The following is an 11807-nucleotide window of genomic DNA, read 5'->3' as shown; positions in this document are numbered from 1 at the left end:
TGGAGGTGCGTGCGAACGGGGTGGAGGTCAGAACTTGATCCCGCCGAGCAGACCGGCCAGGCTCGCGCCGCCCGCCGTGATGCTCGGCGCGATGGCCGTGCCCGCGAGGTAGAACCCGAAGAGGGCGCTGACCATCGCGTGCGAGGCCTTGAGGCCGTCCTTGCGGAAGAAGAGGAAGACGATGATGCCGAGCAGGACCACGCCTGACATGGACAGGATCATGATTGTTTCTCCTGGATCGATGGGGACAGTCACCATGAGTACTTCCAGGCTCACAGGATGTATCCATACGATAAAAGGTGCAACTGGGTGAAATTCTGCTTATTTCACCCCGATGGGCCCGCTCGGTGGGGTCCCTAGGTGGCCCTCTCGATGATTTGTCGGTTTCGTGGTGATCTTTGCCTCGGGTGGGCCAGGTCATGTGCCCGCGAAGCCAGTACTCTGGCGATTCACCCGTACGGTCGCACCGCTACGGCCGCACGCCCCCGCAGTCCCGTTCTTCGTCGCACCGTTCCCGCGGTGCGAGTCCCCCAGTGAGAGGCGGTCCCGTCGATGAGTGAAGCGCCCGACCCCGAGGTCGTGGAGCTGGCGACCAAGATCTTCGATCTGGCCCGGCAGGGGCGGACCGAGGCGCTCGTGGCGTATGTCGACGCGGGTGTTCCGGCCAACCTCACGAACGACCGCGGCGACTCGCTCCTGATGCTCGCCGCCTATCACGGCCACGCCGACGCCGTGAGCGCCCTCATGGAGCGCGGCGCGGAGGCGGACCGCATCAACGACCGGGGCCAGACCCCGCTCGCCGGAGCCGTCTTCAAGGGCGAGGACGCCGTCATCCGCGTCCTCCTGACCGCGGGCGCGGACCCCTCGGCGGGGACGCCGTCCGCCGTCGACACGGCCCGGATGTTCGCCAAGGCCGAACTGCTCGACCTGTTCGGAGCACACTGAACCATCCGCCTTGACCAGGCGAAACAGCTTTTTTGGGGGAGGCGGAACGGGGCCGCCGGAAATGCGGTCGCGGCAGCGAGAACCGCTGGGTCATCATGACGTCGTGATTCACGGACGCGATGGCTGGGCAGATGTTGCCGCACCGCGCGGACCGTGATGCGGCCCGCACGGGCCACCGACGAGAGGCAGAGGAAGATGGTCTACAGCAAGCAGGAAACGGCGGGCGCCCCGACGTGTTGTCACGCGGCCAGGTAGAGCAGGACCCCGGTTGCGTCGACGCTTGATGTGAGGCTGTTTCCCATGTTCGATCCGGTCATAGCGCCCAGCGGAACGCTGCTCGGCCTGCTCCAGAGGGGCCGCGGCGACGGCACGCTGCACGCGCTCACCGCACCGCGGGCCGAAGCGCTCGCGGCACTCGACCACTGTGTGCTGAGCGACCCCCGCCACGACTGGCAGGTGGAGAACCGCTCGCTCTACTACGCCCGTCTCCACCTCGACCTGGGTGGCGGCCTCGACGCGATCGAGGCCCACCTCTTCGACGCGGCGGACGTACTCGACACCGACGAGTCCCGTACGGGCCTCGCGCTCGCCGTCCTCGGCCACCTCGCCTCGTACGGCAGGCGGGACGCCCTGGAGCTGCTGCGGCGGTACGCCGCCCACGGCGCCAACTGGGCCTGGGCCCTCGACGAGCTGGCGCTGCGCGACGACGACGCCGGGCTGCGCGCGCTCGCGGCCCCCGTCCTCGCCCGCTTCCCCACCGATCCCGAGGGCGAGGCCGAGCTGGCCGCCGTCGTGCGGGACTCCTTCGAGCCGCGGCCCTGGCGGCTGTGGGCCGACGATCCGCGTGAATCCATCGGCACGCGCGTGCGTGCCGCCCGGGAAAGCGGTTCCTTCGACCGCTGGCAGCAACAGATGCGACCGTCCGGGCCCCGCCCCGGATGGAGCGTGCGGGCCGTCTTCGAATGGGCCCAGCAGGGCATCGAGCGCGGAGCCGCGCTCCATGTGCCCGCCGCGCGCTGCCTCACGGCCGTCGCAGGACCCGAGGACCGCCCCGAGATCGTCGAGGCCGCCCGCACCGGGGACGACGGCGCACGCTGCACCGCCCTGCGCTATCTCGCCGACAGCCACGATCCCGACGTACTGGATCTGGTGGAGGCCGCCCAGGCCGCCGGTTCACCCCTCGTGGTGGAAGCCGCCGTGGACGCCTTCGAACGGATGCGGAGCGTCGCCGCCGTGCAGCGGGCCCGCGGCTGGGCCCACCGGCCCGACGCCCTGGGAGAGGCCGCCGGACGCGTCCTCGCCTGCCGGGGCGGCGCACAGGACAGCGAACTGGTCCTGGGCGCCCTGCGCGAGGCCGTACGGGGCGAGGGGCCCGACGCGCAGACCCTGTGGACCCTCGTCGACGGCGCCGGACGGCTCGGCATCGCGGGAGCGGCGCCCGTCCTGCGGCACGTCTACCGCGAGACCGCCTCCTCCCATCTGCGCGGCCGGGCGGCCCGCGCCCTGGCCGCCACCGACCCCTCCTTCGCCGCGGGATTCGCCGTCGAATGCCTGTGGGACTGCGAGGAGACCACCCGCGAGGTGGCCGCACGGCACGCCGAGACCGGGGACGCCCGCGTGGTCGACCAGCTCCGCCGGCTCGCCGCCGACCCGGCCGAGGAGGCCGACGTACAGACCGCGGTCCGCAGCCGCATCGGACCGGACGCGTCCGCCGTGTGACACCGGCCCGCGGGACGGACCGCGTGGAAGCAGCCGGGGAGTGCGCGGAGTGGGACCGCGCGGTGACCCCCGGGCGCGCGGAGTGGGACCGCGCGCGGTGATCGTGGCGAGGTGCGGTGAGCGCCGTGCGCGCCGGTGTGCGCGACCGGCGTGTGAGCGTTCCGTCGTCGGCCCGTATCCCGTTGGTACGGGCCCGGACGCCGGAGCGTGACCGCTTCGTGATGAGAGGGCCCGCGGAGCCCAACGCTCATGGGACGTTCCTCATCCGGAAAGATCCACGTTGACGCGGCCACGTCCAGCACGACGACAACACCCGTATGCGTGTCGTCATCGTCACCGAGTCCTTTCCCCCCGATGTGAACGGCGTGGCCCACTGCGCGCTCCAGACCGCCCGGCATCTCGTCGAGCGCGGTCACACCCCCGTTGTCGTCGCTCCGGCAACCTCCCCCAAGCTCTCGACCCCCTCCGAGCGGTCGGGCGCCTCCTTCGGGACCGCGTCCGAGTCCCTCGCACCGTGCCCCGTCGTCCGCATCCCGTCCCTGCCGCTCCCCGGCTACCCCCAGGTCCGCGTCGCCCTCCCCAGCCGACGCGTCGCCGCCGCGATCACCGCACACCGCGCCGACATCGTGCACCTGGCCAGCCCCTTCGTCCTCGGCGTCCGCGGCATGGCCGCCGCCGGCCGGCTCGGCATCCCCGCCGTGGCCGTCTACCAGACCGACCTCGCCGGCTACGCCCGTACGTACATCAGCACGGGCGAGGCCACCGCCTGGCGCCGTATCCGCTCCGTCCACGCCGCCGCCGACCGCACGCTCGCCCCGTCCACCGCCGCACTCCACGACCTGGAGGCGCACGGTGTGCCCCGGGTGCGGCTGTGGCCGCGGGGCGTCGACACCGTCCGCTTCCGGCCGCAGCACCGGGACGACGCCCTCCGCCGCGAACTCGCCCCGAACGGCGAGCTGATCGTCGGATACGTGGGCCGGCTCGCCCCCGAGAAGCAGATCGAACTCCTCGCCGGAGCCTGCGGTCTGCCGGGCGTACGCGTGGTCGTCGTCGGTGACGGCCCGAGCCGGCCGAGCCTCGACCAGGCACTGCCGGGGGCCGTCTTCCTCGGCCGCCGCACCGGCGACGAACTCGCCCGGATCTTCGCCTCCCTGGACGTCTTCGTGCACACCGGCCCGTTCGAGACCTTCTGCCAGACCGTCCAGGAGGCGATGGCCAGCGGCGTACCGGTCGTCGCCCCCGCCGCGGGCGGTCCGCTGGACCTCGTGGCGCACGGGCGCACCGGGCTGCTCGTCCCGCCGCGCGACGAGGCCGCCGTACGCGACGCCGTCTGGTCGCTCGCCGCCGACCCCGCCCTGCGCGCCGCCTACGGCGCCGAGGCACGGCGTACCGTCGAAGGCCGCACCTGGGCCGCCGTCGGGGACGCGCTCATCGAGCACTACACGGACGTCCTCGCCGGACGGGCGGTGGTGGCGGCATGAACGAGTCCCTGAGCATCGTGCGGCTCGCCAACTTCGTCGCCCCCTCCTCCGGAGGCCTGCGGACCGCGCTGCGCGAACTGGGCGCCGGTTACCTGGCGGCCGGACACCGGCCCGTCCTGATCGTGCCCGGCGAACGCGCCTCGGACCACGAGACCGAACAGGGCCGCGTCATCACCCTGCCGGGCCCGCTGCTGCCCGGCACCGGCGGCTACCGCGTCCTCACCGACAGGCGGCGCGTGGCGGCGCTCCTGGAGACGCTGGCCCCCGACCGCCTCGAGGTCTCCGACCGTACGACGCTGCGCTGGACCGGCGTCTGGGCGCGGCGCGCCCGGGTGCCCGCGGTGATGGTCTCCCACGAGACCGCCGACGGCGTGCTGCGCACCTGGGGCATGTCGCCCGGCCTGGCCCGGCGCACCTCCGACGCCATCAACCTCCGTACCGCGCACCACTACGCGCGGATCGTGTGCACCACGGAGTTCGCGGAGCGCGAGTTCGTCCGCATCGGCGCCCGCAACGTCGTACGCGCCCCGCTGGGCGTCGACCTGGAGGGGCGCCACCCCGCGCTGCGGGACCCGGCGATCCGGGCCCGGTACGCGCGCGTGGACCAGACACTGCTGGTGATGTGCTCCAGGCTGTCCGTCGAGAAGCGGCCCGGTACGGCACTGGACGCCCTGGAGGCGCTGCTGCGGGGCGGACGGCGCGCCGTGCTCGTCGTGGCCGGCGACGGGCCGCTGCGGGCCCGGCTCGAACAGCGGGCGCGTGAACGGCGGCTGCCCGTCACCTTCCTCGGGCACGTCGCCGACCGTGCGCTCCTCAGCGGTCTGCAGGCCTCCGCCGACGTGTGCCTGGCTCCCGGGCCCGCCGAGACCTTCGGGCTCGCCGCCCTGGAGGCCATGGCCTGCGGGACGCCCGTCGTCGCCAGCGCCACCTCCGCCCTCCCCGAGGTCATCGGCTCCGCCGGAGCCACCGCCGCGGACACCGGGACGGCCTTCGGCGCCGCGATCAGGATGCTCCTGGACCGGCCCGAGGACGAACGCCGGGAGGCGGCACGCGCGCGTGCCGCCTGTTTCGGGTGGCCGGCCGCCGTGGAGGCGTTCCTCGCCGCGCACGACGCGGCCGTCCAGGTGGGGGCGCCGCGGGAACCGCTCCCCACGACCGCTCTGCGTGCCCTGCCACGGCCCAGGGAGGGCGTCGTATGAGACCCCTGCGGTTCGTGGCGCTGGGCGACTCCCTGACGGAAGGGGTGGGCGACCCCGTGGGCGACGGGTGGCGCGGCTGGGCCGCGCTGCTCGCCGCGGGACTGGCCCCGTCCGAGGCGACGGTGGAGTTCCGCAATCTCGCGGCCAGCGGCGCGCAGACGCGTGACGTCCTGGAGCGCCAGCTGCCCGTGGCGCTCGCCGAGCGGCCCGACCTCGCGTCGGTCGTCATCGGTGTGAACGACACCCTGCGCTGCACCTTCGACATCCACGCCGTGGCCGAGCGGCTCGACGAGGTGTACGCGGCCCTCACCGGACAGGGCGCCGTCCTCCTCACCGCCTGCCTTCCAGACCCCGGGACGATGCTGGGGCTTCCCGGGGCGCTCGCGCGGCCGCTGGCACGGCGTCAGCGGGCCGTGAACGCGGTCGTGCACGCGCTGTCCGAGCGGTACGGGGCCGTTCATCTGCATGCCGCCGAGGGCGACTGGGTCGCGGAGCGGGGCATGTGGAGTGCGGACCGGTTGCATCCGGGGGAGCGGGGGCATCGGCAGCTCGCGCTGCACTTCCACGCGTTGCTGGTGGAGGCGGGGGTCGCCTCGGGGCCCGTGCCGAGTGCTGTGGCCGAGTTTCCCGGGCCCTCTCGGGCGGCCAGTCTTCGGTGGCTGGCGACGTCCGGGACCGGGTGGGTGGCTCGGCGGTGCACCGATCTGCTGCCGCAGCTTCTCGGGCTGGCCGCTTCCGAGGTGCGGCATCGGGTGCGGGGCACTGGCGTGCGGCTTGATCTTGCGGCTTCTCGGGCGGTGGCTTCCGCGTTGGCGGGGGTTGCGGTGGATTCCGCGGATGCGGCGTGAGGTTCTGAGGGTGGCTTCGTCCGGGGCGCGTTGTGGGGTGCGGGTTCGTTGTGGCTGGCCGCGCAGTTCCCCGCGCCCCTGAAAAGCAAAAGATTGCGCAGTTCCCCGCGCCCCTCAAAGGCAAAAGACTGCGCCGTTCCCCGTGCCCCTGGGGGCTCGCGGTCCTAGGTGTGGCTGGGGATGAAACGTACCGGGGTGCCCGGGGTGGACTGGGCTGTGGTGGGGAGGTCTTCGGGGTGGACCACCGCGATGACCGGGTAGCCGCCGGTGGTCGGGTGGTCGGCCAGGAAGACGACCGGGTGTCCGTCCGGGGGGACCTGGACGGCGCCCAGGACCATGCCCTCGCTGGGGAGTTCGCCGCCGATCGCCCTCTCCAGGGCGGGCCCTTCCGTGCGCAGACCGATGCGGTTGCTCGCCGAGGACACCCGGTAGGTGTGCGTGGTGAACGTGCGCCAGGCCGCCGCCGTGAACCAGTCGTCACGCGGGCCCGGTGTCACCCGCAGGACCAGTTCGGCCGGCGGGGACGGCTGCGGAACGACGTCCACGCGCGCGGGGAGGGCGTACGGATTCCCCAGGGGGAGGACGGTTCCGGCGGTGAGGGGCGGTGGGCCGAGGCCCGAGAGGAGGTCGGTCGAGCGGCTGCCCAGTACCTGTTCGACGGTCACCCCGCCCGAGACGGCCACATAGGCGCGTACTCCGGAGACGGCCGTTCCCACCGACAGCAGCGCTCCGGCGGGCACGTGCACCGGGGCGCCCCAGGGGGCCGGGCGGCCGTCCACGGAGACGGGGCACGGGGCGCCTCCCACGGCCACCGTGACCGCCGAACGAGGCCGCAGGTCGCAGCCGTTGAGGGTCGTCTCCAGGAGGGCCGCCTCGGGCGGATTGCCGACGAGCCGGTTCATCAGGGCGGCGGCGGGCGCGTCCAGCGCGCCGGAGCGCGGTACGCCGAGGTGCGCGTGGCCCGGCCGCCCCCGGTCCTGCACCGTGGTCAGCGCCCCGGCCCGTACGACGACCAGCGCGCGGTCCGTCATCAGGAGTGCACCGGCACGAAGCGGACCGGCGTACCGGGCGACAGCAGCGCGGCCGGCACGCGCGCGTGGTCCCACAGGACGGCGTCCGTCGTGCCGATCAGCTGCCAGCCGCCCGGCGACGAGCGCGGGTACACGCCCGTGTACGGGCCCGCGAGGCCCACCGAGCCCGCCGGGACCGTTGTACGGGGTGTCGCGCGCCGGGGCACCTCGTAGCGGGCCGGGAGCCCGGTCAGATAGCCGAAGCCGGGAGCGAATCCGCAGAAGGCGACCCGGAAGTCGGCCGCCGCGTGGATGCGCGCCACCTCGTCCGGGGACACGCCCCAGAGTCCGGCGACGTCCGCCAGGTCGGGGCCGTGGTAGCGCACGGCGATCTCCACGACCTCCGCGACGGGCGGGGGAACGGCCGGGAGCCGTGTGCCGGACAGCTGCGCGGCCAGCCGGGACGGGTCGTCGAGGCCGTCCAGGAGGACCGTGCGGGCCGCGGGGACGATCTCGCGCACGGAGAGCGAGCCCTCCGCGCGGCGGCGGAGCAGATCGGCGTGCAGGGCCTGTGCCTCCTCGTCCGTGGACACCTCGACGAGCAGAGCGCGGTCGCCGACCGGCAGTGCCCTCATGCGAACGCCTCCACGCGGACGCCCGCCTCCTCCAGCCGTGCCCGGACCCGGCGGGCCAGGTCCACCGCGCCGGGCGTGTCGCCGTGCAGGCACAGGGAGCGGGCCCGTACGGGGATGTCACGGCCCGAATGGGACGTGACGACACCAGAACGGGCGAGGCCCACCGAGCGTTCCACGACGTCGTCCGGACGGGTGATGACCGCGCCCTCCCGGCCACGCGGCACGAGCGTGCCCTCGTCGGTGTACGCGCGGTCCGCGAACGCCTCGGTGACGACCGCCAGTCCGGCCTTCGCGGCCACGTCGAGGAACCGGGAGCCGGGCAGCCCGAGCACCGGCAGCGTGACGTCGGCGAGCCGCACCCCGTCGACGACCGCCCTCGCCTGTTCCTCGTCGTGCACGATGCGGTTGTAGAGCGCGCCGTGCGGTTTCACGTACGCCACGCGCGCGCCCGCCGCGCGCGCGAAGACCTCCAGGGCACCGATCTGGTACGCCACCTCGGCCGCCAGTTCGTCGGGCGGCACGTCCATCGCGCGCCGCCCGAAGCCCGCCAGGTCCCGGTAGGAGACCTGGGCGCCGATCCGTACCCCGCGCCCGGCGGCGAGGTCGCACACCCGCCGCATGGTGGAGGGGTCCCCGGCATGGAAGCCGCAGGCCACGTTGGCGCTGGTGACGACGGACAGCAGCTGTTCGTCGTCGGTGAGGTGCCAGCGGCCGAACCCCTCGCCGAGATCGGCGTTGAGATCGATCGAGGTACCGACGGGGGTACCGGTGGGGGTGCCGGTGGAGGTCATGGAGTGTCCGTTCTCCGGTCGGGCGGCTCTGGTGACTCAGGCGACGCGGTACTGCTCGTCGCGGGCGTCGGTGAGGAACATCTGGCCCGGCGCGTGGGTGATCGCGAACGGCGGGCGCGAGGCCATCACCGCGGCCTGCGGCGTCACACCGCAGGCCCAGAACACCGGGATGTCGTCCGGCTCGAAGTCCACCGGATCGCCGAAGTCGGGGCGGCCCAGGTCCTCGATGCCGAGGGTGCCCGGATCGCCGCAGTACACCGGGCTGCCGTGCACCGCGGGCAGCAGACTGGTCTCCCGGATCGCCACGGGCAGATGCTCGGGCGGCACCGGACGCATGGACACCACCATGGGCCCGTGCAGCCGCCCCGCGGGACGGCACTGGCGGCCGGTCACGTACATGGAGACGTTGCGTCCCTGCTCGATGTGGCGCATCGGGACACCCGCCTCGGTCAGCGCCCACTCGAAGGTGAAGCTGCACCCGATGAGGAACGACACGAGGTCGTCGCGCCAGTGCGCCACCACGTCCGTGGGCTCCTCGACCAGCTCGCCGTGCTCCCACACCCGGTAGCGCGGCAGATCGGTGCGCAGATCGGCGCCCTCGGCCAGGACGGTCGTCCAGGAACCGGCGTCGGTGACGTCCAGCACCGGGCAGGGCTTCGGGTTGCGCTGGCAGAACAGGAGCATGTCGTACGCCCAGTCGGCTGGCACCGAGATCAGGTTCGCCTGGGTGTGGCCCGCCGAGCAGCCCGCGGTGGGGCCCGACACACCCGCACGGAAGCGGGAACGTGCCTCTGCCGGGCTCCACGCGTGCGCGTGGTCGTCGAGAAGGTTGAGCGGGCGGTGCCGAGTGCTCTGGGACCGGGTCACAGGAGCTCCTTCCCACGGGTCTCGGGCAGACCGATCAGGGCCAGTGCCGCGAGACCGTATCCGATCGCGCCGAAGACCAGCGCGCCCCCGACACCCCAACTGTCGGCCAGGAAGCCGACCAGGGTCGGGAAGACCGCGCCCACGGCACGGCCCGTGTTGTACGTGAAGCCCTGTCCGGTGCCGCGTACGGCCGTCGGATACAGCTCACTGAGGAACGAGCCGAAGCCGCTGAAGATCGCCGACATGCAGAACCCGAGCGGGAAGCCGAGCACGAGGACGAGGGTGTTGGCGCCGCTCGGGATGTTCGCGTAGGCCAGGATGCAGATCGCCGAGAGGATCGCGAAGAGCAGGATGTTCCGTTTGCGGCCCAGCTTGTCGGTGAGATAACCGCCGGTCAGGTAGCCGATGAAGGCTCCAGAGATCAGGAACGTGAGATAGCCGCCGGTGCCGACGACGGACAGTCCGCGGTCCGTCTTGAGGTACGTCGGTACCCAGGTGGCCAGCGTGTAGTAGCCGCCCTGGACGCCCGTGGAGAGCAGTACGGCGAAGATCGTCGTCTTCAGGAGTCCGGGTGCGGTGGCCGTGCCCCGCTTGAAGATCGCGGCGAAGGAACCCTTCTCGGGGCTCTCCTTGCGGCGCTCGGCCGCTTCCGGGGCGTCCTTGACCTGCCGGCGCACCCAGACGACCAGCAGGGCCGGCAGGGCGCCGGTCCAGAACATCACGCGCCAGGCGATGTCGTCGTCGAGGAACTGGAAGACCAGCGTGTAGACGACCACGGCGAGTCCCCAGCCGACGGCCCAGGCGCTCTGGACCGCGCCGAGCGTACGGCCCCGGTGCTTGGGGCTCGCGTACTCGGCGACCAGGATCGCGCCGACCGCCCACTCCCCGCCGAAACCGAGGCCCTGGAGAGCGCGGAAGACCAGCAGGGTCTCGTAGTTGGGCGCGAAACCGCAGGCCACGGTGAAGACCGCGTACGTGATGACGGTGATCATCAGTGCCTTGACGCGCCCGATCCGGTCCGCGATGACACCCGCCGCGGCGCCGCCGATCGCGGACACCACGAGCGTGACGGTCGTGAACAGCCCGGTCTGGCCGCTGCTGAGACCGAAGTACGCGGCCAGGGCCACCATGCTCAGCGGCAGCGTGAAGTAGTCGTAGGAGTCCAGGCCGTAGCCGCCGAACGCGCCGCCGAAGGCGCGGCGGCCCCGCGGCCCGAGGGCCCGCAGCCAGGCGAACGCACCCTCGTCGGTGGTGGGTTCACCCGCTCCGGGGCGCGTTTCGGTGGGCAGGGCCTGCGGTGGAGGGGTCGTGCTCATGGGCACCTCGCAGATGAGGGACGGGAGGGTGCTTGGGGACTGAGCCGTGCCATGCCGTGCGGAAGCCGTCGGCGCCGGGACGAACGGGCGGTGCCCGGACGAGAGGGCGGTGCCCGGAAAACCGGCGCCTGATAAGCAAGGTAGAGGATCGTTGAACGATCCTTCAATACCCATGTTGTTTCGTTCTTGTATCTGCGGTTGAATTCGGGCGTGGCCGAACTGAACGGACTGGCGGACGACCGCGCGCTGCTGGGCCGCACCAGCACCGCCGAGCGGGTCTCGGACATCCTGCGGAGCCGGATCGCCGACGGGTACTTCCCGCCCGGCAAGCGCCTGTCCGAGGACAGCATCGGCGGCGCGCTCGGAGTCTCCCGCAACACCCTGCGCGAGGCGTTCCGGCTGCTCACGCACGAACGGCTGCTGGTCCACCAGCTCAACCGGGGTGTCTTCGTACGGGTGCTGACCGTCGAGGACGTCGAGGACATCTACCGCACCCGCAGCCTCGTCGAATGCGCGGTCGTCCGCGGACTCGGCAAGCCGCCCTACGCGGTGGACGGCCTCGCCGGGTCGGTCGCGGACGGGCGGCGGGCGGCCCACGAGGGCGACTGGAAGGGCGTGGGCACGGCCAACATCCACTTCCACCAGGAACTGGTCGCCCTCGCCGCCAGCGCCCGCACCGACGAGCTGATGCGCAGCGTCTTCGCCGAACTCCGCCTCGCCTTCCACCTGGTGGACGACCCGAAGCGCCTCCACGAGCCGTACCTGGCCCGCAACGGCCAGATCCTCCAGGCCCTCCAGGACGGCGACCGCGAGGAGGCGGAGAACCTGCTCGCGGTGTACCTCGACGACTCCCGCAGAAGGGTCACGGAGGTATACGGCCGCAGAGTGGCTGAGCCCCTTTAGACGACGTTTCACTTGGTGAGGCGGCGGTGGTTGATCAGGCTGGTGGCGATGGCGGTGAAGGCCAGGAAGTGTTCGGGCTTGCGTTCGTAGCGT

General features: G+C 72.7%; 12 protein-coding genes. 6 read left to right on the top strand and 6 right to left on the bottom strand.

Annotated elements, in window-relative coordinates; genetic code table 11:
- Positions 1–27: 27 nt before the first annotated feature.
- Entirely contained in the window at positions 28–222 is a 195-nt protein-coding gene (locus ACZ60E_RS18970; protein WP_041991757.1) for a hypothetical protein, read from the bottom strand.
- A gap of 330 nt (positions 223–552) precedes the next feature.
- Between ACZ60E_RS18970 and ACZ60E_RS18965 the strand changes: the two genes are divergently transcribed.
- The 5 genes from ACZ60E_RS18965 to ACZ60E_RS18945 all read left to right on the top strand — a co-directional run bounded on the left by ACZ60E_RS18965 (position 553) and on the right by ACZ60E_RS18945 (position 6192).
- The gene (locus tag ACZ60E_RS18965) at positions 553–945 is read left to right on the top strand and encodes an ankyrin repeat domain-containing protein (protein WP_384812087.1); all 393 of its coding nucleotides are present in this window, start codon (positions 553–555) and stop codon (positions 943–945) included.
- A gap of 300 nt (positions 946–1245) precedes the next feature.
- A complete protein-coding gene (locus ACZ60E_RS18960) occupies positions 1246–2664 on the top strand; it encodes a HEAT repeat domain-containing protein (protein WP_385832638.1) in 1419 nt (472 codons plus the stop codon).
- 317 nt (positions 2665–2981) lie between these two features.
- On the top strand, positions 2982–4145 hold the full coding sequence (locus tag ACZ60E_RS18955; RefSeq protein ID WP_469441830.1) for a glycosyltransferase family 4 protein: 1164 nt from the start codon (positions 2982–2984) through the stop codon (positions 4143–4145).
- Positions 4142–5344 carry a glycosyltransferase gene (locus ACZ60E_RS18950; protein ID WP_469441829.1) on the top strand — a complete coding sequence of 401 codons (1203 nt, stop codon included), beginning with the start codon at positions 4142–4144 and terminating at the stop codon, positions 5342–5344. Before ACZ60E_RS18955 ends, ACZ60E_RS18950 begins: the two co-directional genes overlap by 4 nt.
- Positions 5341–6192 (top strand): SGNH/GDSL hydrolase family protein, encoded by an 852-nt coding sequence (locus ACZ60E_RS18945; RefSeq protein WP_469441828.1) that lies wholly within the window; start codon positions 5341–5343, stop codon positions 6190–6192. Before ACZ60E_RS18950 ends, ACZ60E_RS18945 begins: the two co-directional genes overlap by 4 nt.
- A 164-nt stretch (positions 6193–6356) precedes the next feature.
- Here ACZ60E_RS18945 and ACZ60E_RS18940 read toward each other — a convergent pair whose 3' ends face one another.
- The 5 genes from ACZ60E_RS18940 to ACZ60E_RS18920 are packed head-to-tail and all read right to left on the bottom strand — an operon-like array spanning position 6357 to position 10811.
- Positions 6357–7223: a 5-oxoprolinase subunit C family protein gene (locus ACZ60E_RS18940; protein ID WP_469441827.1), complete on the bottom strand. Its 867-nt coding sequence runs from the start codon at positions 7221–7223 to the stop codon at positions 6357–6359.
- Positions 7223–7837, bottom strand: a complete 615-nt coding sequence (locus tag ACZ60E_RS18935; RefSeq protein WP_469441826.1) for a 5-oxoprolinase subunit B family protein — start codon at positions 7835–7837, stop codon at positions 7223–7225. Before ACZ60E_RS18935 ends, ACZ60E_RS18940 begins: the two co-directional genes overlap by 1 nt.
- Complete coding sequence (locus ACZ60E_RS18930; RefSeq protein WP_469441824.1) at positions 7834–8628, bottom strand: LamB/YcsF family protein; 795 nt, start codon at positions 8626–8628, stop codon at positions 7834–7836. The genes ACZ60E_RS18935 and ACZ60E_RS18930 overlap by 4 nt, the downstream gene beginning before the upstream one ends.
- Before the next feature lie 36 nt (positions 8629–8664).
- Positions 8665–9495 carry a putative hydro-lyase gene (locus ACZ60E_RS18925; RefSeq protein WP_453795043.1) on the bottom strand — a complete coding sequence of 277 codons (831 nt, stop codon included), beginning with the start codon at positions 9493–9495 and terminating at the stop codon, positions 8665–8667.
- Positions 9492–10811, bottom strand: coding sequence for an MFS transporter (locus ACZ60E_RS18920; RefSeq protein WP_469441821.1), 1320 nt, complete (start codon positions 10809–10811; stop codon positions 9492–9494). The genes ACZ60E_RS18925 and ACZ60E_RS18920 overlap by 4 nt, the downstream gene beginning before the upstream one ends.
- A gap of 210 nt (positions 10812–11021) precedes the next feature.
- On the opposite strand from ACZ60E_RS18920, the gene ACZ60E_RS18915 reads away from it, so the two are divergent.
- Positions 11022–11714 (top strand): GntR family transcriptional regulator, encoded by a 693-nt coding sequence (locus tag ACZ60E_RS18915; protein ID WP_384812114.1) that lies wholly within the window; start codon positions 11022–11024, stop codon positions 11712–11714.
- Positions 11715–11807 lie beyond the last annotated feature (93 nt).

This window comes from Streptomyces sp. NPDC102514 (genome assembly GCF_055584525.1).
This window is presented reverse-complemented; position numbering and strand designations above follow the sequence as displayed.

Excerpts from the sequence above, each read along its gene's own strand:
- ACZ60E_RS18970 (WP_041991757.1), bottom strand. The coding sequence starts at position 222 with ATGATCCTGTCCATGTCAGGCGTGGTCCTGCTCGGCATCATCGTCTTC.
- ACZ60E_RS18950 (WP_469441829.1), top strand. The coding sequence starts at position 4,142 with ATGAACGAGTCCCTGAGCATCGTGCGGCTCGCCAACTTCGTCGCCCCC.
- ACZ60E_RS18920 (WP_469441821.1), bottom strand. The coding sequence starts at position 10,811 with ATGAGCACGACCCCTCCACCGCAGGCCCTGCCCACCGAAACGCGCCCC.
- ACZ60E_RS18955 (WP_469441830.1), top strand. The coding sequence starts at position 2,982 with ATGCGTGTCGTCATCGTCACCGAGTCCTTTCCCCCCGATGTGAACGGC.
- ACZ60E_RS18940 (WP_469441827.1), bottom strand. The coding sequence starts at position 7,223 with ATGACGGACCGCGCGCTGGTCGTCGTACGGGCCGGGGCGCTGACCACG.
- ACZ60E_RS18930 (WP_469441824.1), bottom strand. The coding sequence starts at position 8,628 with ATGACCTCCACCGGCACCCCCACCGGTACCCCCGTCGGTACCTCGATC.
- ACZ60E_RS18945 (WP_469441828.1), top strand. The coding sequence starts at position 5,341 with ATGAGACCCCTGCGGTTCGTGGCGCTGGGCGACTCCCTGACGGAAGGG.
- ACZ60E_RS18960 (WP_385832638.1), top strand. The coding sequence starts at position 1,246 with ATGTTCGATCCGGTCATAGCGCCCAGCGGAACGCTGCTCGGCCTGCTC.
- ACZ60E_RS18965 (WP_384812087.1), top strand. The coding sequence starts at position 553 with ATGAGTGAAGCGCCCGACCCCGAGGTCGTGGAGCTGGCGACCAAGATC.
- ACZ60E_RS18935 (WP_469441826.1), bottom strand. The coding sequence starts at position 7,837 with ATGAGGGCACTGCCGGTCGGCGACCGCGCTCTGCTCGTCGAGGTGTCC.